Source organism: Arthrobacter sp. B1805 (assembly GCF_002929745.1).
Taxonomy (GTDB): Bacteria; Actinomycetota; Actinomycetes; order Actinomycetales; family Micrococcaceae; genus Arthrobacter_D.
In genome coordinates this window covers 67,557-93,780 of the sequence record NZ_PJIQ01000001.1, presented here as the reverse complement: position 1 = coordinate 93,780, position 26,224 = coordinate 67,557, and the positions used below count along the sequence as shown (strand labels likewise).

Here is a 26,224-nt window from a genome sequence, read left to right as displayed (position 1 = left end):
GGAGTGACCCTGGACGTCAGGACGATCGCGACAACCACTCGCCCAGGGCGTCCCGGACGAGTTCCGCCCCGCCCCGCCCGCCGTAGTTGGAAGCGAAGCGGGGGTCGGTCACGTACATGTCGCCCAGTCCACGGACGTATCCGGTAGGCAGGGAACCATCCTTCGTGCGGGGCACGCCGGGTACGCCCGAGAGCCAGGTCATGTGCCGTTGGGCCAGGTCCTGGGCTTCGGCGCTCGTCGGCTCGATGCCCCGCGCGGCGGCAGCGGCCCAATCGGCGTTCAGTCCGGCGAGCTCCTTCCCGAACGATTCCTTCTCGGCGTCGGACCTGCCACGCCACCGGGAGTCACCGTGCGCGTAGGCTTCGTGCCCCCAGCGCTCCTGGACCTCCTCCCTGTACCGCGTGTGGTCGAACCCGTCGAACATGTGCTCGGGCATCGGTTCCTCTCCTCGTTCGAGGGCCTCCACCGTGGTGAGGACCGCTGTGATCTGGCAGTCGAGTCGCTGTTGCTCGCCGCGGAGGTGCTCGAGGTGGGCCCGCAGGGCCGGCGCCGAAGCATCGGTGCCTTCGGTGTCGAGCACTGCCCTGATAGCCGGCAGCGGCAGGCCGAGCGACCTCAACAACAGGATGCGCTGGAGCCGCACCAGGGCTGCCGAGTCGTAGTAGCGGTAGCCGTTGCTCCCGATCCGGGACGGCTCCAGCAGGCCGACGTCGGCGTAGTGCCGCAGCGTCCGGCTCGTGGTGCCGGCAAGCCGTGCAACGGCGGTGATCGGGTAGTCCATCTGGCTCCTCCTGCAGCGCATCGTGCGCCGATGGGAACCACAGTAGAAGTTGACGCAGCGTCAAGGTCAAGCGAGGGCGAGCTACCCGGTGCTGCCTCCCGGGAACAGCTACGCTACTCAGGCAGCACCGGGGCTGCGAGGAGAAGGGCTGGAAGAATGCGCGACAGGACGGACGAAAAGACAACGGTGGCCGCGATCCGGACGTGGCAACGGATCCGACTGGTGCGATGTTTCCTCGTCCTGATGGTTCCGGTGGCCGTCCTCAGTGGTGCGAGCTACCTTCTGTGGCGCGCCGTCGCAGTATCCACACCCGAGACGTACGCGGACATCCACTTCTGGTTCTACTTCTTCGACGTAGGGCGCGAGATCAACGTTCCCACCTGGTTCAGCGCTGGGCTGTGGATCGTGATCGGCCTGCTCGCCGCGTACTACTGCCGCCACGCCGTCCGCTTCCGCTCCTCCTGGGGCTTCTTCTCCTTCCTCGCGTTCTTCCTGTCACTGGACGAGACGCTCGAGCTGCACGAACGCCTCGACGTCGTCGGCAACGAGCTCGCGCGCTTCCTGCCCGTGACGGTCGGCTTCACATGGGTGCTGCCGGGCGTCCTGATCGCAGCTGTTCTCTGCGCCTTCCTGGTCCGGCTCGTGCTGTCGCTGCCGCGTGCTGTCTCGCTCGGACTCGTGGCGTCGGGGCTGGTCTTCGTCGGAGGGTCGGTCGGCGCCGAGTCGCTGGCCGGAATGACCCTCCTCAACGAGGGTGCCGCGCCGTCGTTCTTCGTCCTGACCCTGATCGAGGAGACCCTCGAGATGTCGGGCCTCGCACTCTGCGTGGCCTCGCTGCTCAATCTCCTCGAGTACCGCAGGGTCGACGGCGGCACGGCGTACCGGATCACCCCGGCGGACCGGAGAGGGGAACCGCCGGGTACGGACGCGTCACCGCTGGGCGGACCGAGCCCCCGAGACGACCGGCCAGAACCTGATCGGGACGTCCGTGGTGGCACTGCCGGGGTGGACGGGGACGGAAACGGCTGGGGCGGGCGGACCGGCGACCCAGCGCCGTCCGTCAGCTAGTCAGCTGTACCAGAACCATTGCGGCGGACGCCACGACGCCGGGACCGCGTGCGCGTTGAACGTGCCGCACTCGGAGCAGGTGTAACTGGCGCTGGCGGGCAGGAGGTCGGTCGAGTGTTCCGCCTGCCGCGCTGGAACGAACTCCTCGAAGATCAGGTATTCATCGGTACGGCACTGGGGGCAGAAGGGTGCTTCGCCCGCTTCCGCCAGCGAGATGGGGAAGCTGCTCGTGCGCAGGCTTCTCCCGTGATCGATTGTTGTCATGAGAATCACCGTTTCCGTCCTGCAGCCGACGTTGGACGCAGGTAGTAAGGGTACTTATACCTTAAATATAGACCTCGGCCAGGGCTTGTGGAAGGACGGCGACGGTGGACGCCCGGCCCGGCACGAGTGCGCACCAGGGCTGACAGAATGGGCCCATGACGGCCAGACCCCCGAGATCCACCGCAGCACTTCCTCCCGAGCAGGCAGGGCCCCTGCGGCGCGCACTCTCGGGCAGCGCCGATGTGACGGTCTTCGTGGACGGCACCGCGCACCGCCTGCCGTCCGACGCCCGGGCCGCCGTCGTCGACCTCCTCGCCCGCCTGTCCGACGGCGATGCCGTACAGGTGACCTCGGTGGCCGAGCTGCTGACCACGTCGCAGGCGGCAGAACTGGCGGGCATCTCGCACAGCTACCTGCGCAAGCTCACCGACGCGGGCACCCTCCCTGTCGAGTACCGCGGCTCGCATCGACGTATCCGCAGGGCTGACGTCGAGGACTGGCTCCGCAGCCAGCTCCGCCGCCAGTCCTCCTCCGCCGAACCAGCACCTGCACCCAGCCCCCTGCCCGACCCCTCCTAGGCTGCAGGGCGGCCTGCCTGCCAGGCGTCGCGCTACGTCTGCTCGAAGCGCGGACGTCGTCGCCAGCGGTTGGCTTTGAGGGCCAGGTGGAGCTCCAGCCGCACCGATCCGGCGAGTGGGTCGACTCCGATGATCGACCGGACCCGGGCCAGCCGGTTGTACACGCTGCTGCGGTGGAGGTGGAGTTGCGCAGCGACATCCTGGACGGAACCGTTCTTGTCGTAGAGCAGTTCGAGGACGGGCAGGAGCTCATCGACGCGCTCCGCTTCGCTCAACTCGCCGAAGTGCACGCTGCCGTGCCTCGGCGCCTGCCAGCCCAGGGCGCCGAGGAACTGGTAGACCCCGATCCCCGCATAGGCGGTGACCTCGCCCAGACCCGGGTCGACGACGGCGGCCTGCACTGCGTGCTGCGCCTGCACGAAGGCCGTCGCCAGATCGCGGACATCGGGCGCGGGTTCGCTCAGCCCGACGACGAGACGGCCTGCCGCACGACCCGCGCGCTTGGCGACCTGGGCGCCGTACCGGTCGAGCACCTCCTGCAGCGCGCTGCGCCCGATCCCTGGAGCGCACAGCAGGACGGAGAAGGCCGAGGCGCCCGCGCTGAACAGGACCGGCACGACGCCGACGGTCGCCTGGAGCGCGACGGTCCGGTGCAGCAGCGCTAGCTCGTGTGGATCCTCGGCGTCACTCGTCGCGTCCGGCCGTGCCTGCCCGCCCCCATCCGACACCTCGTGCACGACGGCGACCCGCCATGGTCCGTGTGCTCCGAGTTCGCGCCAGCCTCGCAGCTCCTCCACGGCGGGCGCTGCTCCCCGGCAGGCCGCAAGGAACGCGGCTTCCCGCTGCGTCCGGCGCTCGGACGACGCCGAGTCCGTCTCGAGGAGGAGTTCGGCAAGGCGGTCGATCGACGGGCGCACCGCTGCCAGGGAGGCGAGAATGCCGGCCGCCGGGTCCTCTCCCGAGCGCTGCTGCACCCACAGGTAGCCCACGCGGAAGCCGCGCACGAGCAGCGGCACGCAGATCCGGCCCAGCATGCCCAGTTCCTCGTTCGCCGGCACGGCGACGGCGCGGACGGCCTGAGCGATCCCGTGGCGCAACTGCCACTCGTTGACGTCGGGGGGCACCTTCTTGCTGAGCAGGAAGTTGACCCGGACGCGGTCTGCAGATGTCTGGTGGCTGCTGTAGGCGAGAAGTACGCCGTCGGGGTCCTCCAGCGAGAGCCCGCGACCGACCGACTGCGCGATCGACTCGACGACGTCTTCGATGACCTGGTTCTGCACACCCCAACAGTAGATGGGCCGATCCCTTCGGGCCGACACTTGACGCTGCTGAAGTCGACACTTGTCGATAGCGGCATTCGCCGACGCCTGCTAGTGGCGCAGCTCACACACCTCATCAACCGCTGAACATCAGGGGTTGGGCAGGCGGGCGGTCCCGAAGGGGATGCTGTCCCCCTCGACGGCCGCGCAGAAAATCCTCCCCGTGCCCGAAGGCCGTCCCTATTCTGGAGCTACCCCCGTCCGCCCGATCGCACCCTGGAGAACCCAATGATCATCGGCGTCCCCAAAGAAGTGAAGAACAACGAGTTCCGCGTCGCCATCACGGCCTCCGGCGTCCACGAATTCCGGGCGCATGGACACGCTGTGCTCGTCGAGCGTGGCGCGGGCGTGGGCTCGAGCATCACCGATGCCGAATACGAGGCAGCCGGCGCGGAACTCGTCGACGCGGCCGATGACGTCTGGGCCCGCGCCGACATGGTGCTGAAGGTGAAGGAACCCATCGCTGCCGAGTACCACCGCTTCCGCAGCGGCCTGATCCTCTTCACCTACCTGCACCTCGCGGCGGAACCCGAACTGACCCGGGCGCTGCTCGACGCCGGCGTCATCGCGATCGCCTATGAGACCGTGCAGGACGGGCGCGCCCTGCCCCTGCTCGCGCCGATGTCCGAGGTGGCCGGCAGACTCTCGGTCCAGGTCGGCGCCCAGGTGATGACAGCCCCCGCGGGCGGGCCCGGGCTGCTGCTCGGCGGCGTCGCCGGCGTCCGTCCGGCCAAGGTGGTGGTCCTCGGAGCCGGTGTCGCGGGCACCAACGCGACGGCGATGGCCGTCGGGACGGGCGCGGAGGTCACCATCCTCGACATCAACATCACCCGGCTTCGCGAGCTCGATGCCCTGTATGCCGGACGCATCAAGACCGTCGCGTCCAACGCGCTGGAGATCGAGAAATCCGTCCTCGAGGCCGATCTCGTCATCGGGTCCGTCCTCATTCCGGGAGCGCGGGCACCGAAGCTCGTCACCAATGCCCTCGTGGCCCGGATGAAGCCCGGCAGCGTCCTCGTCGACATCGCCGTCGACCAGGGCGGCTGCTTCGAGGATTCACACGTGACTACCCACGAGAACCCCACCTTCACCGTGCACGGCTCGCTGTTCTACTGCGTGGGGAACATGCCGGGTGCCGTCCCGAACACGTCGACCTACGCGCTGACCAACGTGACGCTCCCCTATGCCCTCGCCCTCGCCGACAGGGGCGTCCGCGGCGCTTTCGAGGCCGATGCCGCCCTCGCCCACGGGCTGAACGTTGCCGCGGGCGCGGTCGCCCACCACTCGGTCTCCGAGGCACACGGGCTGGAGCTCGCGGAGGACTGGACCGCGCTCGTCGACTGAACGCGACCGGCTTACGACGGCGGCAGGAGCGGAAAGGACGCGTGCACCTGCTCGATGATGCGCACGGCGGCGAGGGCGTCCTCCGCCGGAACCGGCACTGGCCCTGTACCGTCGATTGCCGAGGCGAGGCCGGCGTAGAAGGACGTGTACGCGCCGGGTCCGATGAGGATCGGCTCCGTGTCGCCGTCGCGCCCCAGCAGCCCACGCGGACCCTCCCGCTCCGAGCGCGAGTTCGCCGTCGCTGGGATCTCGGAGGGCGCCACTCCCGCTCCCAGCAGCGCTTCCTGGGGGTCCGTTCCGTCGATCGTCAGGCCGGCGTCGCCGGTGACCCGGAACCGGGGCCGGGCCTGCGGAACGAGGGTCCCGGCGTGGAGGTGGCTGGTCACGCCCGCCGCATGCTGGAGCACCAGGAACACGTTGTCATCCGCGACGGCTCCGCGGCGGTCGCGGCGTAGTTCCGCGAACACGGCAGTGGCTGGACCGAACAGGGCAAGGGCCTGGTCGATGAGGTGCGGACCGAGGTCGTAGAGGACTCCCCCGCCGTCGCCCGGCCCCGCCTCCCGCTTCCACTGTTTCGTGATGGTCGGTTTCCACGAATCCATCGCGGACTCGAACACTCGGACCCGGCCCAGCTGCCCCGAGCCGATCATGGAGCGCACGGCGAGGAAGTCGCCGTCCCACCGCCTGTTGTGGAACGGGACGAGGAGCCGCTGAACGGCGCGCGCCTCCCTCATCAGGCGCTCGCCATCGTCGGAGCGCACGACCAGGGGCTTGTCGACCACCACGTGCAGTCCCCTGCTGAGTGCGGCGCTCGCCAGGGCTGCGTGCGTCGCGTTGGGAGTGGCGATCACGGCCAGCTCCACGTCGGGGACGGCCTGCAGGGCTTCATCGAGACCCGGAACGACGACGGCATCCGGGTACGCGGCCCGTGCCGCGTCCTGGCGCTCGAGGCTGCCGGTCACGACGACGGCGAGGTCGAAGCGCGGATCGTGGTGGAGCAGCGGGGCGTGGAAGACTCGGCCCCCGTGGCCGAACCCGATCAGCACGGTCCTCACCGGCCTGGCGGGAGTGGTGGGCGCCCTGTCGGGAACGATCAAAGCCGCGACCTCTCGATACCGGGAGTTGTCTGCCCTGGCTTCCGCACCACGCACCACCTCACCACGACCACGTGGCCGGACTGCCAGCGATTGCCCCACAGTGTACAAGCCGACCGTTCGAGCACCCCGATCCCTTCCGGGAGACGACGCGAGAGGCACGGGGGTCGTCGCGCCCTCCGTCACCCCGTCAGTCCGATCAGTGCCCGAGGGTGATCAGTGGCAGAGGGGGATCAGTACCCGAGGGGGATCAGTGCCAGAGGCTGTCGGCCCAGGCGGCGTCCCGCAGGTAGTCGCGCGCCGGGCCGATCTCCCACAGCTGTCCCTGCGACTCGAGCACGCCGTCGTGCTGCATGGACTCGACGGCCTCGGACGAGCAGCCGAGCGCCCTGGAGAGGTCGGCATCATCGACGGCTAGCACGATGGTGTTCCTGGCGTTCATGGTGCGGTCCTTTGCTTGGGGTGCACTTGCGGGTCGCAGGCCTACCGAGGGTTCCGGGTTCCGCTGACGAGGACTGCCTGCGGGCGCCAGCTCCGTGCATACAGTCCCAGCGCCGCCTCCTCACGAGCCACGAACCCGAGGCGATTGAGCGTCATGTGGGCTTGGTAGACGGTGAGGTGCTGTGCGCTGCGGCTGACGCGTACCTTGTCCGCCCGATACAGGTAGGTGTCGAGTGCGCGGAACCAGCGACGTCGCCAGTTCTGTACCGCCGACTCCGAGGCCGTTGCAGCCATGAGGGCGTGGAACCCGGTCGATTTGGAGGCTACCTGTACGGCCATCGCCTCACGGACTGCGGATGCACGGGGACCGACGTCTGCGGTGCAGGTGCGCAGGTGGCTCTCCCAGTAATAGTCCCAGGAGAGCCGGCGCCGATCGGGCCATCCGGCGGAGCGGGGACCGCGCATCATGCTCTGCGCGGCGTCGAACAGGACGAGCGCCCCGAGCGCCGAGCGGCTCTGCATGCGCGGGAATCGCTGATTGGCCCAGATGGCCAGCTCGGAGCTGAGTTCGAAGACTTCCTCCGCGAGGTGCAGGCCCTCCACCCCGCCGTACTTCACAAGGTTCGCTTCGAGCTGGGGATCGGCCATCTCCTGGCCGCCGGAGTAGTACGTGTTGTTCGCGGGTGCGGTGAATTGCTGGCGGACTGCCAGGAGGGGCAGGGTCTGCGTGCTGCGCACCTGCAGGGCCCTCTGGAACGAGCGCAGTCTCTCGAGCACCCGCGGATGGGCGTGGATGCTGAGCCTGACCTGACTCACCACTCCCGTCGACGCGTCCGCGCACCGTGTGAAGTACCATCGCTTCGCGCCGAGTGCCTGTGCCTGCGCCACCAGCGGGGTAACCAGCTCTTCAATGATGCCGTCCGCTACATCGAAGCCACCCGTGGAGAAGGAGAGGTGCCACCAGCGAGTGCTGACGACCGCCCGTGAGGCGGTTCGGACGGCTGTCAGTTGACTCATGGCTCTCTCCTTCAGGGTTTGTGGTTACCCCCGCTGGGGCGGGCTCTGGGCGGGACCACCGGGGCTCTCGACCGGTGGTCTCCTGTTACTTCGGCCAGTCCCAGCTGCTCGCTGTCGGCTGACCCTTGGGCCAGTCCCAGCTTGCTGCGCCGACGGACTGTCCTGCCGGCAGAACAGCTCCCACCACGATCAGCAGGCCTGCAGTTGCGCCGAATACTTTCTTCATGGCGATCCTTTCCTTGCCCGGCGTCCGGGAGGTCGAGCTGTTCAGCACTGCTGGTCCGCAGCGCCCGTGTCCGGGAAAGCCCTTTCGAGGTTCCCGCTGAACCGGCTTCACCAGAATGTCGGGCACCAGCAGGTAGTGTCCAGCAGTAGGGCTGGCCGTTTGCGGACATGGCGTCAAGAGGACGCCGTCGTACGGCCTGCGCGGAAGAATAGCCCCGATGTAGCCCGGAATCGGGCCTGTTTTAGGGAGATCCGGTGCTTCCGTCGTCGACGGATTGCATGCCCTATGGTTCTGTCATTAACTGGACATGTCATGTTTTTCATCGTCGTGCAAGCGATCCGCAGCTGAACCAGCGGACGGGACAAGGACTGCTCATGCTGGATGCGGTGTCGCTCGAGGTCTACCGGTACGCCGTGGGGCACCCGGGCTGGACCCGCGCGGAGGCCTCGGACGCACTCGGTCTGACCCTGCGGCGCATCGACGAGGCCATCGGCGCGTTGTCCGACCGCCGCCTGCTGAGCCCCCAGGCCGGCAGTGAGGACGGCCTGATCGCCGTTTCGCCCGACGTCGCCCTCGCCGACCTCGTGGACGCGGACGAGCGCGCCGTTCAGGACCTCAAGGCGCGGATCAGCAGCCAGCGGCGCGAACTGTCCAGCCTCCTTCCCACGTTCCTCGAAGCGCGCAAGAGCGTCCTCGCCAGCACCTCCGTGGAGACACTCGAGGACCCCCACCTCATCCATCGGGTGCTGATCGATTACGGGCGGGACGTGACGGAGAGGGTCTACATCGCGCAGCCCGGGCAGGGCTCCACGGCGGACGTCCACGAAGAGAGCGTCCGGAAGGACCTCCAGCTGCTGGAGAACGGCGTCCGGCGGCGGACGCTCTACGACACGAGCACGCGCGACCACGTCCCGACGCGCAAGGCGGTGGAAGCGATTGCGGCAGGCGGCGGAGAGTTCGGGGTGCTGCCCTTCATTCCACTGCGCATGCTCATTTTCGACGAGAAGCTCGCACTGGTCGGTCGCCAGCTGACACGCGACGACAAGGCCGCCCTCGTGATCCGCGACCACAGCCTGATCAACATCTTCACGCACCTGTTCGACATCGCCTGGGAGATCAGCGAATCGTTCCTCGCACCCGATCGGGTCGAATCCCCCCTGAGCAGCCTGCAACGATCGATCATCCAGGGCCTGGCGAACGGGCTGTCCGACGAGTCGATCGCCCGGCGCCTCGATATCAATGTGAGGACCTGCCGCCGTCACATCGCCTGGATGCTGGAGACGCTGCGCGCTGACAGCCGCTTCCAGGCGGCACTGAAGGCCCGGGAGGCCGGCTGGGTCTAGGTTTACCGGCCGCGGATCCTCGCACGCACTGAAAGGCAACACCTGTTGCCTCGGGGTCAACCCCCGCCTAGACTCTGGGCGTGACGTCCTCCAGCGAAGCCTCCGCCGATTTCCTGCCCGCCGAGACCGAAGCCGCCCTCGAACGAGCAGTCGATTCCGCCAACCGACACGACGCGCTGTTCTCGCTGCGCGCAGCCAACATCAAGCAATCCGCCGTGCGCGACGTCTTCGACATCTCGATCCGTCCCGGGCTGGTCTCCCTGGCCGGCGGCAGCCCCTACCTGAAGTCCCTCCCGCTCGAGGACCTCGGTCGCACTGCGCAGAAGATCATCGCCGAGCATGGCCTCGAAGCCCTGCAGTACGGTGGCGGCCAGGGCATGGAGGAGCTCCGCCGCCTCGTCTGTGACGTCATGGCGGCCGAGGGCATCGAGGGCGCCAGCCCCGACGACATCGTCATCACCACGGGCTCGCAGTCGGCCCAGGACGTCGCAGCCAAGGTGTTCTGCAATCCCGGCGACGTCATCCTGTGTGAGGACCCGACCTACGTCGGGGCCCTCAACACCTTCGAGGCCTATGAGGTCGACGTCGTCACCGTCCCGATGGACGACGACGGACTGATCCCTGAGGAACTCGAGCGGATCATCGGCGAGCTCGAGGCCCAGGGCCGATCCATCAAGCTGCTCTACACGATTCCCAGCTTCAACAACCCGAGCGGCATCACGCTCACCGCCGACCGCCGCCAGCGCGTCGTCGACATCTGCCGTGACCACACCATCCTCGTCCTCGAGGACAACCCGTACGGCATGCTGCGCTTCGACGGTGAACCGCTCAAGCCCATGAGGGCGGACAACCCGGACGACGTCATCTACCTCGGCTCCTTCTCGAAGATCTTCGCCCCGGGTGTGAGGCTCGGCTGGGCACTGGTGCCCAGACACCTCTACCGCCGGTTCTACCTCGCATGCGAGGCCGTTGTGCTGTGCCCGTCGCCGCTCACGCAGATGCTCGTGACCGCGTACCTGACGGAGTACGACTGGCGCGGACACCTGCACGCCATGCGCAGCCTCTACCGGGAGCGCTGCGACGCGATGCTCGGCGCCCTCGCGAAGGAACTCCCGGACGGGGTGCATTGGACCACCCCGGACGGCGGGTTCTTCGTGTGGGTCACGCTGCCCGAGGGCATCGACACCTACCCCCTGCTGTACAAGGCGATCGACGCCGGCGTCGTGTTCATCCCCGGTGCCGCCTTCACACCGTCGGATGATCCGTCGAACAAGCTGCGCCTGGCCTTCAGCGCGGTAGCACCCGAGGATATCGTCGAGGGCGTGCGGCGTCTCGCACCGATCCTGCGCACGGCGATCGAGGAGAACCGGGCGTAGCCCGAGGACCGGCGTCCAGCTCTTGCCCCACCTCCATTCGTCAACTACAGTTGACGAATGGAGGTGGGAAGACTGAAGACACTCGTAGGATCCATGGATGGCAAGGGGCCCGCGGAGTCATTGCAGCTGGTTGCCGAGCTCCACCGGGAGGTCGGGCGCACGGAGTCGGCCCTCGTTCGCAGCGCCCGCCAGGCCGGGCTCTCGTGGGAGGCCATTGCCCAGTGCCTCGGTGTGACGAAGCAGGCAGTCCACCGGAAGTACGGCAAGCAGTAGCCCGGACCCACCCGCACCCTGATCGTCAGCGCGGTGGCCGCTTCTGCTGGCGCATCGTCACCGCTATCGAGATGAGTGCGGCCACGATCACCAGGAGGGACAGGCGCGCAATCGTGCCCAGCCCGGGGAAGGCGAGCTGCAGGACGCTCGACGCGATGAACCCGATCACCACCACGAGCAGGAGCCTGCCCAGGGGGTAGCGCGGACGCGGTATGTGCTCGGCCCTTCCGCCGGGTGGCTGGCGATCCATGCCTCCAGCCTAGTCGAGCAGCAGGGCCGGCTCCTCGAGGATGGACGCGACGTCGGCCATGAAACGCGCGCTCAGGTCGCCGTCCACGACCCGGTGGTCGAACGAGCCGCCCAGCGTGGTGATCCAACGGGGGATGACCTCGCCGTCGAGCACCCAGGGCTTCTGCTTGATGGTGCCGAACGCCACGATCGCGACCTCTCCCGGGTTGATGATCGGAGTGCCGGTGTCGATGCCGAGGGCGCCGATGTTGGTGATGGTCAGCGTGCCGCCCTGCATCTGTGCCGGCTGGGTCCTGCCCGCCCGCGCCGTGGTCGCGAGGTCGTTCAGCGCCAGCGCCAGTTCCTTCAGCGAGAGGTTCTGCGCATCCTTGATGTTGGGCACCATGAGTCCGCGTGGAGTGGCCGCTGCGATACCGAGGTTCATGAAGTGCTTCACGAGGATCTCGTCGTCGGTCCAGGTGGCGTTGACGGAGGGATTGCGTGCCGCCGCCCAGATGACAGCCTTCGCCAGGATGAGCAGCGGCGATACCTTGACGCCCTCGAAATCGCGGGAAGCCTTGAGCCGCTTGACGAACTCCATGGTGCGGGACGCGTCGACGTCCACGAAGATGCTCACGTGCGGCGCCGTGAAGGCGCTCTGCACCATGGCTTTCGCCGTGGCCTTGCGGACGCCCTTCACGGGGATCCGCTCGATGCGGTCTCCACCGAGGAGCTTGCGATCGGCCCAGAAGGAATCAGCACCGTCCTGTTCGGCGTCGCGCTGGGACTGGTAGCTCATGAGGTCCTGCTTGGTGACCTCACCGGCGGACCCGGTTGCCGGGACGTCGGCGAGGTTGATGCCGAGGTCCCGCGCTGCCTTGCGCACCGGGGGCTTCGCCAGGACTCGGTTGATCAGCTGGTTCAGCGGGCTGGTCCGGGCCGGACCTTCCGGGGCCCCTGCGGGTGCGTGCGCCTGTGCCGGCGCCGGCGCCGGCGCCTGTCCAGCCCGCTGGCGGGACGCTCCGGTCATGGAACCTGCATGGTCCGGGGCGCCGGTGACGGTCGCGCCCGGATGCACACCGTTCGTGCTCGGGGACCCACCCGCGCGAGCGTCCGGCCCTGGGACAGCCTTCCGCGGGCGGCGCTTGACGGCGTCAGCCTTCGGTCCCGTGCCGACGAGCGGACCGGGCGTGCCTTCGGGAGCGGCCGCGCCGGGCGCGGCAGCACCGACGGCGTCCTCGCCCTGAGGCCCGGCGAGTTCCCCGGGCATCTGGGGAACCGGCACCGGCGCGTCGTCACTTCCATTCGAGGGGTCAGGTTCGCCCGCCGGACTGCTGGCGCCTCGAGCCGGCGTGGAGGAACGGGGGCTTCCGCCGTCAGGGTTCGCCCCTGCACCGCCCGCGCCGTCGTCCCCGCTCCCTGCAGCGCCAGCGGGCGCATCTTCCACGGAGATGATCGGCGTGCCGACCTCGATGGTCTCTCCCTCGGCCACGAGCAGCTCGGACACCGTTCCGGCGTAGGGCGAGGACAGCTCGACGAGGGACTTGGCGGTCTCGATCTCGCAGATGATGTCGTTGACCGAGACCGTTGCCCCGGGTGCGACCCTCCACTGCACGATCTCGGCCTCCGTGAGGCCCTCACCGACATCCGGCAGATTGAACGTATTGAGCGTCATCATGGTCCTTCAGTATGCGAAGGCACGGTCGAGTGCCTCGAGGATGCGGTCGATGTCCGGCAGGTACTGCTCCTCCACCCGCGCCACCGGGTACGGCATGTGAAATCCACCCACGCGTATGACGGGAGCCTCGAGCGACAGGAACGCACGCTCGGAGATCCGGGCAGCGATCTCGCCGCCGATGCCGCCGAACGTCGGAGCCTCGTGCGCGACGATCAGCCGGCCGGTGCGGGTCACGGATTCGGTGACGGTGTCGAAGTCGATCGGCGAGATGGAGCGAAGGTCGATGACCTCGACGCTGCGGCCGTCCTCCTCCGCTGCCGTCGCAGCTGCCAGGGCGACGGGTACCAGCGGCCCGTAGGCAACGATGGTCGCGTCCGTTCCCCGACGCAGGATCTGGGCGGAGAAGGGGTCACCCGCGGGAGCGGACGTATCCACCTCGCCCTTGAGCCAGTAGCGGCGCTTGGGCTCGAACACGATCACCGGGTCCTCGCACGTCACCGCCTGCTGGATCATCCAGTAGGCGTCCTGGGCATTCGACGGCGTGATGATCCTGAGGCCTGCCGTGTGCGCGAAGAGCGCCTCCGGCGACTCCGAGTGGTGCTCGACGCTACCGATACCGCCGCCGTACGGGATACGGATGACGACCGGAGCGCTCAGCATGCCGTCGCTCCGCGTGCGGAGCTTCGCGAGCTGCGTGGTGATCTGGTTGAAACCGGGGAAGACGAAACCGTCGAACTGTATCTCGCAGATGGGACGGTATCCGCGGAGCGCCAATCCGATAGCGGTTCCGATGATGCCCGACTCCGCGAGCGGGGAATCGACCACGCGCATGGCCCCGAAGTCGCGCTTCAAACCGTCGGTCACGCGGTACACGCCCCCGAGCTCACCGATGTCCTCGCCCATCAGCAGGGTCTTCGGATCGTTCGTGAGGGATGCGCGCAGTCCCTCGTTGATCGCCCGTGCAATGGTCATCGTCGCCATCAGGCGTGCTTCCCTTCTTCGGCGAATCCGGCCTCGTACTGCTCGAAGAAGCGCAATTCCTCCTGCACGAGCGGGTGCGGCTCCGCGTACACGGTGGCGAAGCGCTCGGCGAGCTCCGGGGCGGTCATCGACAGCACTGCCTCGCGCAGCTCGGATGCCATGGTGCGGGCTTCGGCAGCGAGTTCTTCGAAGAAGGCGTCGTCGGCCGTGCCTGCTGACCGGAGGTGGGCCTCCAGACGCGCCAGGGGATCCCGGGGCTGCCACTCCTGCTCGTCGCGGGACAGCCGGTACTTCGTCGGGTCGTCCGCGGTGGTGTGGGCGCTCATGCGGTAGGTGTAGGCCTCGATCAGGACGGGCCCCCTGCCCGACCGGGCGTGCTCCAGCGCCCAGCGCGTCACGGCCTCGACGGCGACGACGTCGTTCCCATCGACCCGGATGCCGGGGAAGCCGTAGCCCTCGGCCCGCTGGGCCAGGGGCACCCTGGTCTGGACACTCGAGGGGACGGAGATGGCCCACTGGTTGTTTTGGCAGAAGAACACGACAGGGGCATTGAACGACGCCGCGAACACCATCGACTCGTGGATGTCGCCCTCGGAGCTCGCTCCGTCACCGAAATAGGCGATGGACGCCGCCGGCGGCAGCGACGGGTCGGCCAGCTGGTCCCTCTGCAACCCCATCGCGTAGCCGACGGCGTGGAGGGACTGCGCCGCGAGGACCAGCGTGTAGAGGTGGAAGTTCCGCTCCCGCGGATCCCACCCTCCGTTGGTGACGCCCCTGAACAGGCGGAGGATCTGCGACAGCTCGACACCGCGGGTCAGCGCTACGCCGTGTTCCCGGTAGGTCGGGAAGGCATAGTCCTGGGGCTGCAGTGCCCGTCCGGAGCCGATCTGTGCCGCCTCCTGACCCGTGAGGGGCACCCAGAGCGCAAGCTGGCCCTGGCGTTGCAGCGCCGTCGACTCCTGGTCGAAGCGACGGATGAGGAACATGTCCCGGTACAGCGAGCGCAGGTGGTCTGCGTCCTGCGCAAGGTAGGGCCCGAGATCGACCGTGGTCCCGGCGATGTCCGCGGCCAGCCCGCTCGCCATGGTTCCGTCGGCGGCCAGGACCTGCAGCATGTCGAGGTCAGGCTCCGTCCGGCTGCCCTCCTCCGCTGCGTGCGCGGCGCGCAGAACCTCCTCGACCTCGAACTCTGCTGCCGGCAAACGGCTGCTGTTCATTCCTGCTCCTCACCCGACGCTGTACATTCCGCTTGAGGAATGTATGCTGGAAGTCATACACCGGAGAACATATGTTCCGGCGACATACTGGTCAAGACTAGTCAGCGCGCGCGTGCAGGCCTATTTAAGACTGCTTGCTCACAGAGCGGGACGATGCGCATAGCCCCGGCACAGCTCGAGGAAACGCGAATTCGCGGCCTCTTCACCGATGGACACACGCACTCCCTCCGCGCCGAAGGCCCTCACGGACAGGGCCTGCTCAGCGGCCCTGGCGGCGAAGTCCTGCGTATGCTCGCCGAGGGACAGCCAGACGAAGTTCCCCTCGGCCTCGGGGATCGCCCAGCCCAGCTCGCGCAGGCCCTCGACGACACGGATACGCTCGTCCACGATCGACTGGACGCGCGCTTCGACCTCGTCGATATGCCGCAGCGAAGTGACAGCGGCATGCTCGGCGACCTGCGATACGGCGAACGGGACGGCGCTCACCCTCAGATGCTCGGTGAGCGGCTGCTGCGACACGGAATACCCCACGCGGAGCCCCGCCAGTCCGTGGGCCTTCGAGAACGTCCGCAGCACGATGACGTTCGGGTACGTCCGGTAGAGCTCGATGCCGTCGACGGCGTCGGCGCGCCGCACGAACTCCTGGTAGGCCTCGTCGATGACGACCACGACGTGCGCCGGCACTCTCGCGAGGAACCCCACCACCTGCTCACGCGTGAGGATCGGCCCCGTCGGGTTGTTGGGAGTGCAGAGCAGAACGACACGCGTCCGGTCGGTGATGGCGGCCGCCATGGCGTCGAGGTCATGCGTGCCATCCGCACGGACGGGCACCTGCACGCCTGCAGCACCGGCGAGCCCGACACTGATGGGATAGGCCTCGAAGGATCGCCAGGCGTAGACGACCTCGTCTGGAGCGTCGTAGTCGTTCTGGCCCGCGAAGGTGGCGAGGATCTGATTCAGTGCGCCGAGGCTCCCCGCGCCCGTGACGACGTCGCCGGCGGGAACGCCCAGGTACCCGGCCAGTTCCGTGCGGAGCGCCGTCGTCATCGGATCCGGGTAACGGTTGATGGAGGTCTCCGAGGCGATCGCCTCGAGCACGGCCGGAAGGGGCGGTAGCGGATTCTCGTTGGACGAGAGCTTGAAGCTCTCGAGACCCTGCACGACGACGGGCGGCTTGCCCGCTGCGTAGCGAGGGAGTCTGCCGAGCACTCCGCGTGGACGAACGCCGGCGTCGGCGCGGGCAGAATCATCGGAGGGTGTTGCCGGGAGGTCATCGATCGACGTCATGGCAGTAGCCTAGACCCGCCCTGCTGCACCCCGCGCGTGCCCCTGGCTCCCGGACCCTCCGCCGGCTGGGGGTTCCGGACAGCGGTGAAGGAGTAGCGCCGGGCGGTACCGGACGCGCCTGCTGTGGCGAGGAGGGCTGCTGCGGGCGCAAGCGATGGTGCCTCGCTCTCGTCGACGAGCCTCGCCCCCTCCGCGTAGTTCTCCAGCTTGTGTGCCGGACCGAGGCCCCATGATTCGCGTGACCCGTCCTCCCTCGTTCCGATGATGGGAACCGGATGACCCAGCGTGACGGTGGTCCGGTTGCGCCCGTCGGCATTGTCCGTCGAATCCAGCTCGGGAACAGCGTCGGCATGGTGCTCCAGGTGGAGGTACTCGGCGGATCCGGATTCGTGCCACCCCGTGGGAGAGCCTGCGGTCAGCACCACCTGGACGTCGTACCGTCCTCCCAGCCCTTCCGAGGTTGCGAGGTTGACGGCGTGCAGGCCGCCCTGGCTGTACCCCGCGATCACGAGGGCGTCTCCCTGCTCGGCCCCGGCCCTCCTGAGGGCCTCCAGCACGGCGCCCTCGGTGAAGCGGCTCTCGGCGGCGAGCGCCTCGGCGATCCCACCCGCGTCGAAGGGATTGCTTCCAGCCGCCCCGTCGACCAGTCCCGATTGGGTGCCCGGGAGAACGACGACGTACACCGGTGCCGCGTCCGTCCCGGCGCGCAGCACCTCGAAGGTGCCCGGGTCCTCAGACTCGACCGCCGCCAGGCGTCCCACGACGCCCGCGACCGTTCCGTCGAAGGCCACCACCGCGCCGGCTGATCGATTCCGGAGCGTGATGGGCCCGACGTCGAGAACCCCGCGTTCGATGGCTGCACGCGCCGCAGCACGGGCAGTGGCCCCGCTGGCGGCCCTGGCCGCCTCCGTCGCTGCGACGGCCGCGCCGTCCGCCATCCGGTAGGCGCGCAGGCTTGCCCTGAGCCGGTTCCCGGTCGTGGCCAGGGTGCGGCCGCTGTCGAGCGCCGACGTCCACGCGGCGTCGACGTCGGCGCGTGCTGCCTGGTACAGCGGCCCCGCGACTCCTCCTGTCGGCTGCAGGTGCATGATCCGCCAGGGGAACTCGCCCAGGTCGCGGTCGAGGTACCCGAGGGCGACGGCGACGTCCCCCGTGTCGGCCGCCAGAACCGCAAGCACCGTGGCGGCCTCCTCCAGTTCCTCCCACTGGAACCGGATGCCGCCGACACCGCCGCGGACGACCAGGAAACCGTCGTCGCCCGCCACCGGATGCAGGCGGTCCGTCACAGGCCGGCCTGGCGCTGCATCTCGGCGTCCTGGACCAGTCGCCCGTAGTCGGCGAGCTGCCGGGACGCGGACTTCAGCAGGTCGGCTGTCCGGGACACTTCGGCGCACCGCTCGGACAGGTAGGACCTGAAGTTGGCTCCGGCCGGAGACTCCCAGGGAAGCAGGGTGACCGAGAGTGCGTGCCGGTGGATGTCCTCGAGCCGACGAGCGTGCCGTTGAAGGGCAGCGACCATCGCTGCGACGTCCGAACTCGCAGGGGACCGCACCGGCCCGGCATCGGCTTCCATCCGGCTGTCCATCAGCCTTCCCCTCTCCTGGCCATGCTGCAACGGTAGGAGTGCGTGTGGTGCGGCCCGGGCGGGCCGACACCTATGTGGACAGCAGCGTGAGATGTCCGAGCCGGCTCATGAAATGATGGGGCAATGGCTGACTCCGCACTCCCCCGGGTTGAATTCGCTGCACTGTCCCGAGGGGAGGGAACGTCGCTGACCCTCGGTCCCCTCGACGGCCGATACCGCGAGGCGGTAGCCCCCCTCATCGATTTCCTCTCCGAGGCCGCCCTCAACCGGGACCGCGTGCACGTCGAGGTCGAATGGCTGCTCCACCTGACCCGGCGGGCCGTGCTCCCCGGGACGGAGCCCCTGACCGAGGAGCAGGAGGCCGCCCTCCGCTCCATCGTCGCGACGTTCGACGCGGATTCGGTGGCGGAATTGGGCGAGATCGAGGCCGTCACCGTCCATGACGTTAAAGCCGTGGAGTACTACATCGGACGGCGCCTCGAGGGCATAGGCATCGACCACCTCAAGCCCCTCGTCCACTTCGGGTGCACCTCCGAGGACATCAACAACCTCTCCTACGCCCTCGGCATCAAGGGCGCCGTCCTGGACATCTGGCTCCCCGCGGCACGGGACCTCGTCGCGTCCGTCGCGGACCTGGCACGGACCTCCCGGGACACCCCGATGCTGTCGCGCACCCACGGGCAGTCGGCCACTCCCACGACCCTCGGCAAGGAGATGGCCGTCGTCGCGCACCGGCTGGCCCGGCAACTCGACCGCATCGCGGCCACCGAATTCCTCGGCAAGATCAATGGCGCCACCGGAACGTACGCAGCCCACTACGCCTCCGCGCCCCAGGCCGACTGGCAGGACATCTCCCGCTCCTTCGTGGAGGGCCTCGGCCTGACCTGGAATCCACTGACGACGCAGATCGAGTCACACGACTGGCAGGCGGAGCTGTACTCCGACGTCGCGCGGTTCAACCGGATCCTCCACAACTTCTGCACCGACGTGTGGAGCTACATCTCCATCGGCTACTTCGCGCAGATCCCGGTGGCAGGGGCGACAGGCTCCTCGACCATGCCCCACAAGGTCAACCCGATCCGCTTCGAGAACGCGGAGGCCAACCTGGAGATCTCCTCCGCGCTGCTGGACGTCCTGGCGGCCACCCTCGTGACCTCCCGCTGGCAGCGCGACCTAACGGACTCGTCGAGCCAGCGCAACATCGGCGTCGCCCTCGGCCATTCCCTGCTGGCCATCTCGAACGTCGCCAAGGGCCTGGCCCGCCTCGACGTCGCGGCCGAGGTGCTGGCGGCGGACCTCGACGGCAACTGGGAGGTCCTCGGTGAAGCCGTGCAGATGGTCATGCGGGCCGAGGCCGTTGCCGGCGTGCCCGGCCTCGACGACCCCTACGAGCGCCTGAAGGACCTCACGCGCGGCCACCGGGTCGACGCCGACCGCATGCGCGAGTTCGTCAGCAGCCTCGGGCTCAGTGCCGAAGCCGAGCAGCGGCTTCTCGCCCTGACCCCGGCACGCTACACGGGCATCGCATCGCGCCTCGTGGACCACCTGGGCTGACCTACGCCCGCAGCGCGGGGCGGCAGCGCCGAGCAGCCGCCCCGAACCACCTGCAGCACCGGAAGGCGTCATGCCACGAACGTCAGCAGCACCTCCCCTCATCAGGACCAGTTCGACGCTCCTGCACGTCATGAGCTTCAACATCAGGTACGACCGCCCGGCCTCGCAACCCGGCGACGTCGACTACTGGCCGGACCGCATCGCGCCCCTGCAGGCCCTCCTGCGCCGCGAGGTGCCATCCATCCTCGGCGTGCAGGAAGCCCTGCATCACCAGTTGGCGGCCATCGAGGTGGCCCTGCCTCCTGGGTACCGGATGATCGGCGCGGGCAGGGAGGGCGGCAGCCGCGGCGAGTACTCGCCGATCTTCTACGACGCCGGCCGCCTTCAGCTCCTCGAATGGGATCAGTTCTGGCTCTCGGACACGCCGAAGCTGATCGGCTCCTCCACGTGGGGCAACGGCGTGACGCGCATCGTCACCTGGGGCCGGTTCCGCGACACCGCGACCGATCGCGAGATGCTGCTGGCCAACACGCACTTCGACCACGAGTCCGACGTCGCACGAGCCCGCAGCGCCGCGGCCGTGCTCGATCTCGTGCGGTTCTTCAGTCCCCGCCTGCCCGCGATCGTGATGGGCGACTTCAATTCCGAAGCGGGATCATCCCCGGCCTATCGGAGTTTCGTCACGTCCGGAGTCCTCGGCGACGCCTGGGTCCTCGCCGACGAGCACCTCACCCCGGGCTTCGGGACCTTCCCGCGCTACGGGCGTCCCGTGGAGGGGGGACGCCGGATCGACTGGATCCTGACGACCCCGGACGTCCTGGTCCGGCAAGCTGCGGTGAACACGTCCACGCTCGACGGCAGGTACGCGAGTGATCACGTGCCTGTGCAGGCCCTCGTCGACATCGCGTCGCGGCCAGCCGTCCTGCATCCGCTCGGGGGGCGCTAGCACGACGCACGCAGGCGTGGCTCTCCGGCGGTTCCTTGACGCCGGCTCCACGGCGACATGACGCTGGACCGATGGAGTGGTTGACCGGTGTCCTGACTGCCGAGGACTACGAGGTGGGCCGGCAGATCCTGCAGCGGGGGGTCGCGGCCGTCTACCTGGTCGCTTTCCTGTCGGCAGTCGCGCAGTTCCCTGCGCTCCTGGGCGAGAAGGGACTGACGCCCGTCCCGGTGTTCCTCGAACGTGCGGGCAGGCGAGCCGGACCGTCGCTCTTCCACAGGCACTACTCCGATCGTCTCTTGCTCATCGTCGCCTGGTCGGGCGCCCTCATCGCGGCGCTGCTCGTGCTCGGGCTCCCGCAGGCCGGACCGCCGTGGGTGCCGCTCGTGGCGTTCCTCGCCATCTTCTGGCTCTACACGTCGATCGTGAACGTGGGCCAGTCGTTCTACGGGTTCGGTTGGGAGAGCCTCCTCCTCGAGGCGGGATTCATCGTCGCGTTCCTCGGATCCGACGTGGTCGCTCCGCCGTTCCTCGTCCTGTTGATGATCCGCTGGCTCGTCTTCCGACTCGAATTCGGCGCGGGCATGATCAAGATGCGGGGTGACCGGTCCTGGCGCGACCTCACGGCGCTGTACTACCACCACGAGACCCAGCCCATGCCGAACCCGGCAAGCCGCTTCTTCCACCTCCTGCCGAAGCCCCTGCACCGACTGGAGGTTGCGGGGAACCACGTCACGCAGCTCGTCGTGCCGTTCCTGCTGTTCGCCCCGCAGCCTGTCGCGGGCTTCGCCGCACTCGTCATGATCGTCACGCAGGGCTGGCTGGTGCTCTCCGGCAACTTCGCCTGGCTCAACACGCTGACCATCATCCTGGCCTTCGGCGCCGTTCCCGACTCGTTCTACGCAGCGGTGTTCCCAGCCCTCGACGTCTCCGGCGCCTACCAACCGACCCCGCTGTACTTCACCATCGTCGTCGTCCTCGCCATGCTGCTCCTGGCCTACCTGAGCTGGCCGTCACTCGTGAACCTGTTCGCCCGTCACCAGCTGATGAACGCGAGCTTCAATCGCTGGCACCTGGGCAACGCCTATGGCGCGTTCGGAAGCGTGACGAAGGTGCGGTACGAGGTGATCGTGGAAGGAACGCTCGACGACGTCGGACCGGGTACGCGCTGGCACGAGTACGAGTTCAAGGGGAAGCCCGGCGACCCGGCGCGCATGCCACGGCAGTTCGCGCCGTACCACCTGCGGCTGGACTGGATGATGTGGTTCCTCGCCCTCGGCTCCGAGGGCGGCTGGTTCACTCCGTTCCTGGTCAAGCTCCTGCAGGCTGATCCCCTGATCCTGAAGCTGCTGCGCGTCGATCCCTTCGACGGTGCCCGCCCGCGGTACGTCCGTGCGCGGATCTTCCTCTACCGGTTCACGACCAGGCAAGAGAAGCGCGAGACGGGGCTGTGGTGGATTCGCGAACCGCAGGGGGTGCTGGTGCATCCGGCGTCACTGCGCGCCGACGCCTCCTGAGCCCGGCCACTCCACCCCGCCACCGCCGAGCAGGATGAGGCGCTTCTCCCGCGCGTCCCAGCGCCTCACGATGCCCGCGGCCAGTATTTCGGGTGGCCGGTTCCTCAGGATCTCGAGGGCTGCGGCCAGTTCGTCGGCCGTGAGTCCGTGGGCGAGCGTGATGTGCGGCGTCCACACTCCACGGACCGTCGTCGGCACAGCGTCGGGGACGCCCTCGAGGGCGAACCAGAGGCGCCGGTGCAGGTGTGTCAGCGCGGTGTCGGCCACCACCTGCCGGGCGAGCACGAACTTCCGTCTCGTCGGGAAGACGAGGAAGCCCGCGGTCACCAGCTCCAGTGGACCGCCCTCCGCGGCGGCGGCGAGGCCGGCGTCGTACCTGTCGTCGATGCGCGCGGCAGCAGCCATCGTGATGTGCGGAGCGTTGCTCCAGGACTGGTGGCGGGACTGGTTCGGCAGGCCCTCGCCCTCCAGTGCGGCCCAGTCGTCGAGGAGGAAGGCATCGGATGCCGGTTCCAGCAGGAGTTCGACGCTATCTGCCATGCGGTCGGCTTCCGCCTTCCCGGCCGGATGCCGGCGGACCGGATCGGGCACGCAGTCCACTCCACCCCACGGTCGGTGCCGGCGGAAACGGCGTGGACGGCGGGAACGAGGGAGATCGACCCTGCTCGAGCGCACGGCGGGCGACGTCGAGCAAGGGCGCCAGCGTGGCCGGAGATCCGAGGCGGATGTGCGGCGAGCCCGTGACCAATCGCTGAGCCAAGGAGGATTTCACCCGGCCGAGGCTCACCAGCAGACCGCGGGGGCCGATGACCGAGACGGTCATGCCGCGCACCGCCAGTTCCCGGGCGAGGACGCGGACCTGATTGAGGGTAGGCAGCACCCCGCGGTAGGACGCCGGGTTGTCGACGAAGACATCGATGACCGTTCCTGCGGCACGGACGGTTCCGCGCAACCCTGCTCCCGGCCCTGCTCCGGCATCCGGTTCGCGCAGCGAGAACTGGAGGTCGATGTCGAGCCGGAGAGAATGCATGGACGTCAGCGGGTCGGGGAGTCGGGCCCAGTGGCCGTGTCGTTCGTGCTGATGCGCAACGTGCCGTTGAGCCTCCAGGTGGCGCGGGGAGCGTCCGGCCCGACATCCCGCGGCACCTCCACCGTCATGTCCTGGAGCGTGTAGTCGATCGAAGCGCCCCTGGTGGTCAGGTAGGACCAGACCTCGTCCGCCAGATCGACCCAGCTCCCCCGGGGGCTGGAGTCGTCGGCAACAACGCGCCGGGTGTCGTCGGTCATGTCGATCCCTCCGTCGTGCGCTGCCTGCATGCCATCCCGTCGGACGTACGGGCCCGACAAAGCCAACCCTAGCCGCCGGGGAACGGCGCGGGAACCCGCCCGTTGCCCGGGCGGGTTCCCTTCAGGACGTCACCATTTCGGGTGGACGGTGGCCCTGAAGTGTCGATCGTAGATCGCAGTGACGGCGGAACTGATCTCGGAGCCCAGCGCCACATGACCGGCTGCCGCTGCGTTCGATCGCGCCTGCTCCGGGTTCCTCGCACCCGGGATGACTGTGGTGACGCCGTCCTGCGCGATGATCCACGCGAGCGCGGCCTGGGCAGTACTCACGCCCTCCGGCACGAGCTCGGCGAACTCGCGGGCCGCCTGCAACCCCGTCTCGTAGTCGACGCCGGAGAACGTCTCGCCGACATCGAATGCAGCGCCGTTCCGGTTGTAGTTCCGGTGGTCGTTCTCGGCGAATGCGGTGACCTTGGTGTACTTGCCGGACAGCAGACCCGACGCCAGCGGAACGCGGGCGATGATCCCCACGCCTGCGGCCTTCGCCGCCGGCAGGACCTCGTCGAGCGGCTTGAGGCGGAAGGCGTTCAGGATGATCTGCACGCTCGCGGTATTTCCCCGAGCGATCGCGGCCAGTGCCTCGTCGGTCCGCTCCACGCTGACGCCGTAGTTCCTGATGACGCCGTCGCTCACCAGGGTGTCGAGGGCGTCGTACACCTCGTCGGAACTGTAGACGGCGGTCGGTGGGCAATGCAGCTGCACGAGGTCCAGGGCATCCACACCGAGATTCTTCCGTGAGCGGTCGATCCACTGCCGGAAGTTCGCCAGGCTGTAGTTCTCGGGCGCCTGGTCGACCCGGCGGCCCATCTTGGTGCCCACGAGGATGTCGAGGTCGGGATTGTCGGCGAGGAAGGACCCGATCGTGGTCTCGCTGCGCCCGTCGCCGTACACGTCCGCGGTGTCGAAGAAGGTGACACCCGCTTCGACGGCCGCGTCGAGGACTGCGACGGCGTCCTTGTCCGCGACCTCGCCCCAGTCCGCGCCGAGCTGCCAGGTGCCGAGACCGACGACGGAGACGGGGCGGCCGGTTCTTCCAAGGGTTCTCTGTTCCATACTTCCGACTATAAGCCGGGCAGGGTCGGCTGCGGCATCGGCGCCGTCACGGCCGACTCATTCGTCCCGGCCGGCTGATCCTCCAGTGGCGCCCGCTGCTCGAGGGGTGTCCGTCCAGCTGCCACCGGGGTGCGCCCGGCTGTCGTCGAACCGGTGCGAGGAATCCACCGCGAGGCCTCCTGCCGCAGCTCCGAGCGACGCTCTGCGTCCATCCGGTCGAAGAGCACCACGCTCATACGGGACCTCGGGTTGCGTGCGAAGAGTTCCCGGTGGTCGCCGATGAACTCCCAGTAGAGCGCATCCCAGCTGAAGCGCCAGGGACCGTCCTTGAAGTCACTCATCTTCCTGATGTAGTTGCTGCCGCTCACGTACGGCTTCGTAGTGATCATGGTCCCGGCCGCGTACTGGCTCATCGCGTAGACGTTCGGCACCATCACCCAGTCATAGGCGTCGATGAACATCTCCATGAACCACTCATAGACGGAATCGGGTCTCGCCCGCATGAGCAGCGCGGCATTGCCGAGCACCATGAGTCGTTCGATGTGGTGCGCGTACGCCGTGTCGAGGATGCGCCTCACGATAGAGTCCACTGGGGCAAGGCCGGTCTCACCGGTCCACCACCCGTCGGCGAGGTCCGCCGTCAGATGGAGCGAATTGCCCGTGCGCATCTCGCGCCCCCGGAGCACGTAGGACGCGCGCATGTACTCGCGCCACCCGATGACCTGCCGGATGAACCCCTCCACGCTCGCGATGGGGGTGTCATGGCGCTCAGCGAAGTCGAGGGCGAGCTCCACGACGACGGCCGGGCTCAGAAGCCCCGTGTTCATGCTGGAGCTCAGGGCGGAGTGGAAAAGGTAGGTCCGGCCCTCTGCGATCGCGTCCTCATAGGGCCCGAAGAGTTCGAAGCGCTCCGTGAGGAACGCTTCGAGCGCGTCGAACGCCTGCCGGTGGGTCACGGGCCAGTTGAAGGACTCGGCATTGCCGGGATTGTCCGGGAAGGCGGACTGCACCCAGGCGATCGCGTCCTCCACCTCGGGTGACCGCTCGAAGGTCGGCAGGTCCGGCAGCTCGATTTTCTTCGGCAACTTCTTGCGGTTGTCGGCGTCGAAGCTCCACTTCCCGCCGACGGGCGAGCCTTCGGGCTCGACCAGGATCCCGAGCCGCTTGCGCTGCCACTCGTAGAAGGTCTGCATGCGCCAGTTCGACGACGAGAAGTAGGTGTCGAGGACGCTCCGAGGTGTGAGGAACTGCGGCGTCTCGAGGACGCGCGCCTCCGCACCGGCATCGGCGATCGTGCGGGTGAGCCGCCGGTGGAGCCAGTCGTCGACGACGTCGTAGAAGCTCACGACGGTTGCTCCGCGGTCCACGAGCACGTCACGCAGGCGGTCCTGGCTCGTGTGCTCCGCCGACGTCTCCACGTAGTCCACGTGATAGCCCGCATCCGAGACCCGCCGCGCGAAGACGGTCATGGCCGCGCGGTGGAGGACGAGCTTCTGCTGGTGGAACCGGAGGCTGCGGAACAGGAGATCGTCCTCGAGGAACACGAAGCGGGTCTCCGGTGGCGCGTCGAGGTGCTCTTCGAACAGCTGGTGCGGCAGGACGAGTTGGACGTGCACGAGAGGTGCCTTCCTGAGCGGGGACGACCGTCCGGCCACCCTAGCCCCCGCCACCGACACGCGACCCGCCGCTTGACTGTAAGCATGCTTAGTG

At 68.3% G+C, this 26,224-nt stretch carries 28 protein-coding genes; 9 read left to right on the top strand and 19 right to left on the bottom strand.

Features of this window, described 5'->3' with window-relative positions; genetic code table 11:
• Positions 1–16 precede the first annotated feature (16 nt).
• Positions 17–781 carry a MerR family transcriptional regulator gene (locus CXQ96_RS00510; RefSeq protein ID WP_104116089.1) on the bottom strand — a complete coding sequence of 255 codons (765 nt, stop codon included), beginning with the start codon at positions 779–781 and terminating at the stop codon, positions 17–19.
• A gap of 156 nt (positions 782–937) precedes the next feature.
• Between CXQ96_RS00510 and CXQ96_RS00505 the strand changes: the two genes are divergently transcribed.
• Entirely contained in the window at positions 938–1,849 is a 912-nt protein-coding gene (locus tag CXQ96_RS00505; RefSeq protein ID WP_104116088.1) for a hypothetical protein, read from the top strand.
• Here the strand turns inward: CXQ96_RS00505 and CXQ96_RS00500 are convergent, their stop codons facing one another.
• Positions 1,850–2,113, bottom strand: coding sequence for a hypothetical protein (locus tag CXQ96_RS00500; RefSeq protein WP_104116087.1), 264 nt, complete (start codon positions 2,111–2,113; stop codon positions 1,850–1,852). It abuts the gene before it with no gap.
• Between the two features lie 155 nt (positions 2,114–2,268).
• Here CXQ96_RS00500 and CXQ96_RS00495 point away from each other — a divergent pair, with 155 nt between their 5' ends.
• Positions 2,269–2,691, top strand: coding sequence for a helix-turn-helix domain-containing protein (locus tag CXQ96_RS00495; RefSeq protein ID WP_104116086.1), 423 nt, complete (start codon positions 2,269–2,271; stop codon positions 2,689–2,691).
• Positions 2,692–2,723: 32 nt separating this feature from the next.
• On the opposite strand, the gene CXQ96_RS00490 is transcribed toward CXQ96_RS00495, so the two are convergent.
• Complete coding sequence (locus CXQ96_RS00490) at positions 2,724–3,971, bottom strand: CdaR family transcriptional regulator (protein WP_104116085.1); 1,248 nt, start codon at positions 3,969–3,971, stop codon at positions 2,724–2,726.
• A 267-nt stretch (positions 3,972–4,238) separates the two neighbouring features.
• Here CXQ96_RS00490 and ald point away from each other — a divergent pair, with 267 nt between their 5' ends.
• A complete protein-coding gene (gene ald, locus CXQ96_RS00485; protein ID WP_104116084.1) occupies positions 4,239–5,354 on the top strand; it encodes an alanine dehydrogenase in 1,116 nt (371 codons plus the stop codon).
• Between the two features lie 11 nt (positions 5,355–5,365).
• On the opposite strand, the gene CXQ96_RS00480 is transcribed toward ald, so the two are convergent.
• The 4 genes from CXQ96_RS00480 to CXQ96_RS18270 form a co-directional block, all read right to left on the bottom strand.
• A complete protein-coding gene (locus CXQ96_RS00480; protein WP_181036304.1) occupies positions 5,366–6,451 on the bottom strand; it encodes a Gfo/Idh/MocA family oxidoreductase in 1,086 nt (361 codons plus the stop codon).
• Positions 6,452–6,698: 247 nt separating this feature from the next.
• Positions 6,699–6,890, bottom strand: coding sequence for a hypothetical protein (locus CXQ96_RS00475; RefSeq protein ID WP_104116082.1), 192 nt, complete (start codon positions 6,888–6,890; stop codon positions 6,699–6,701).
• Positions 6,891–6,931: 41 nt separating this feature from the next.
• The gene (locus tag CXQ96_RS00470; RefSeq protein WP_104116081.1) at positions 6,932–7,906 is read right to left on the bottom strand and encodes a lantibiotic dehydratase C-terminal domain-containing protein; all 975 of its coding nucleotides are present in this window, start codon (positions 7,904–7,906) and stop codon (positions 6,932–6,934) included.
• Between the two features lie 85 nt (positions 7,907–7,991).
• The gene (locus CXQ96_RS18270; RefSeq protein WP_181036303.1) at positions 7,992–8,132 is read right to left on the bottom strand and encodes a hypothetical protein; all 141 of its coding nucleotides are present in this window, start codon (positions 8,130–8,132) and stop codon (positions 7,992–7,994) included.
• 374 nt (positions 8,133–8,506) lie between these two features.
• On the opposite strand from CXQ96_RS18270, the gene CXQ96_RS00465 reads away from it, so the two are divergent.
• The 3 genes from CXQ96_RS00465 (at position 8,507) to CXQ96_RS00455 (ending at position 11,124) form a co-directional block, all read left to right on the top strand.
• Positions 8,507–9,475: a LuxR C-terminal-related transcriptional regulator gene (locus CXQ96_RS00465; protein ID WP_104116080.1), complete on the top strand. Its 969-nt coding sequence runs from the start codon at positions 8,507–8,509 to the stop codon at positions 9,473–9,475.
• Between the two features lie 80 nt (positions 9,476–9,555).
• Positions 9,556–10,851 (top strand): PLP-dependent aminotransferase family protein, encoded by a 1,296-nt coding sequence (locus CXQ96_RS00460; RefSeq protein ID WP_104116079.1) that lies wholly within the window; start codon positions 9,556–9,558, stop codon positions 10,849–10,851.
• A 57-nt stretch (positions 10,852–10,908) separates the two neighbouring features.
• Positions 10,909–11,124 (top strand): transcriptional regulator, encoded by a 216-nt coding sequence (locus tag CXQ96_RS00455; RefSeq protein WP_104116078.1) that lies wholly within the window; start codon positions 10,909–10,911, stop codon positions 11,122–11,124.
• A gap of 25 nt (positions 11,125–11,149) precedes the next feature.
• Here CXQ96_RS00455 and CXQ96_RS00450 read toward each other — a convergent pair whose 3' ends face one another.
• The 7 genes from CXQ96_RS00450 to CXQ96_RS00420 form a co-directional block, all read right to left on the bottom strand.
• Positions 11,150–11,374, bottom strand: a complete 225-nt coding sequence (locus tag CXQ96_RS00450) for a hypothetical protein (protein WP_104116077.1) — start codon at positions 11,372–11,374, stop codon at positions 11,150–11,152.
• 9 nt (positions 11,375–11,383) lie between these two features.
• Positions 11,384–13,027: a dihydrolipoamide acetyltransferase family protein gene (locus CXQ96_RS00445; protein WP_104116076.1), complete on the bottom strand. Its 1,644-nt coding sequence runs from the start codon at positions 13,025–13,027 to the stop codon at positions 11,384–11,386.
• Positions 13,028–13,036: 9 nt separating this feature from the next.
• Entirely contained in the window at positions 13,037–14,011 is a 975-nt protein-coding gene (locus CXQ96_RS00440) for an alpha-ketoacid dehydrogenase subunit beta (protein ID WP_104116075.1), read from the bottom strand.
• Positions 14,011–15,228, bottom strand: a complete 1,218-nt coding sequence (gene pdhA / locus CXQ96_RS00435) for a pyruvate dehydrogenase (acetyl-transferring) E1 component subunit alpha (protein ID WP_181036302.1) — start codon at positions 15,226–15,228, stop codon at positions 14,011–14,013. The genes CXQ96_RS00440 and pdhA overlap by 1 nt, the downstream gene beginning before the upstream one ends.
• A 138-nt stretch (positions 15,229–15,366) precedes the next feature.
• Entirely contained in the window at positions 15,367–16,515 is a 1,149-nt protein-coding gene (locus tag CXQ96_RS00430) for a histidinol-phosphate transaminase (RefSeq protein WP_104116074.1), read from the bottom strand.
• On the bottom strand, positions 16,512–17,801 hold the full coding sequence (locus tag CXQ96_RS00425) for a hypothetical protein (RefSeq protein WP_104116073.1): 1,290 nt from the start codon (positions 17,799–17,801) through the stop codon (positions 16,512–16,514). The genes CXQ96_RS00430 and CXQ96_RS00425 overlap by 4 nt, the downstream gene beginning before the upstream one ends.
• On the bottom strand, positions 17,798–18,088 hold the full coding sequence (locus CXQ96_RS00420) for a hypothetical protein (protein ID WP_146070777.1): 291 nt from the start codon (positions 18,086–18,088) through the stop codon (positions 17,798–17,800). The genes CXQ96_RS00425 and CXQ96_RS00420 overlap by 4 nt, the downstream gene beginning before the upstream one ends.
• 135 nt (positions 18,089–18,223) lie before the next feature.
• On the opposite strand from CXQ96_RS00420, the gene purB reads away from it, so the two are divergent.
• The 3 genes from purB (at position 18,224) to CXQ96_RS00405 (ending at position 22,114) form a co-directional block, all read left to right on the top strand.
• Positions 18,224–19,654 (top strand): adenylosuccinate lyase, encoded by a 1,431-nt coding sequence (purB, locus tag CXQ96_RS00415; protein ID WP_104116071.1) that lies wholly within the window; start codon positions 18,224–18,226, stop codon positions 19,652–19,654.
• Between the two features lie 70 nt (positions 19,655–19,724).
• The gene (locus CXQ96_RS00410) at positions 19,725–20,600 is read left to right on the top strand and encodes an endonuclease/exonuclease/phosphatase family protein (protein WP_104116070.1); all 876 of its coding nucleotides are present in this window, start codon (positions 19,725–19,727) and stop codon (positions 20,598–20,600) included.
• Between the two features lie 71 nt (positions 20,601–20,671).
• Positions 20,672–22,114, top strand: a complete 1,443-nt coding sequence (locus CXQ96_RS00405) for a lipase maturation factor family protein (RefSeq protein WP_104116069.1) — start codon at positions 20,672–20,674, stop codon at positions 22,112–22,114.
• On the opposite strand, the gene CXQ96_RS00400 is transcribed toward CXQ96_RS00405, so the two are convergent.
• The 5 genes from CXQ96_RS00400 to CXQ96_RS00380 form a co-directional block, all read right to left on the bottom strand.
• Positions 22,091–22,654, bottom strand: coding sequence for a 2'-5' RNA ligase family protein (locus CXQ96_RS00400; RefSeq protein ID WP_146070776.1), 564 nt, complete (start codon positions 22,652–22,654; stop codon positions 22,091–22,093). The genes CXQ96_RS00405 and CXQ96_RS00400 overlap by 24 nt on opposite strands.
• A complete protein-coding gene (locus CXQ96_RS00395) occupies positions 22,644–23,144 on the bottom strand; it encodes a hypothetical protein (protein WP_104116067.1) in 501 nt (166 codons plus the stop codon). The genes CXQ96_RS00400 and CXQ96_RS00395 overlap by 11 nt, the downstream gene beginning before the upstream one ends.
• Before the next feature lie 5 nt (positions 23,145–23,149).
• Complete coding sequence (locus tag CXQ96_RS00390) at positions 23,150–23,401, bottom strand: hypothetical protein (RefSeq protein WP_104116445.1); 252 nt, start codon at positions 23,399–23,401, stop codon at positions 23,150–23,152.
• Between the two features lie 129 nt (positions 23,402–23,530).
• Positions 23,531–24,514, bottom strand: a complete 984-nt coding sequence (locus CXQ96_RS00385) for an aldo/keto reductase (protein ID WP_104116066.1) — start codon at positions 24,512–24,514, stop codon at positions 23,531–23,533.
• A gap of 8 nt (positions 24,515–24,522) precedes the next feature.
• Positions 24,523–26,130, bottom strand: coding sequence for a cryptochrome/photolyase family protein (locus CXQ96_RS00380; protein WP_104116065.1), 1,608 nt, complete (start codon positions 26,128–26,130; stop codon positions 24,523–24,525).
• Between the last annotated feature and the right edge of the window lie 94 nt (positions 26,131–26,224).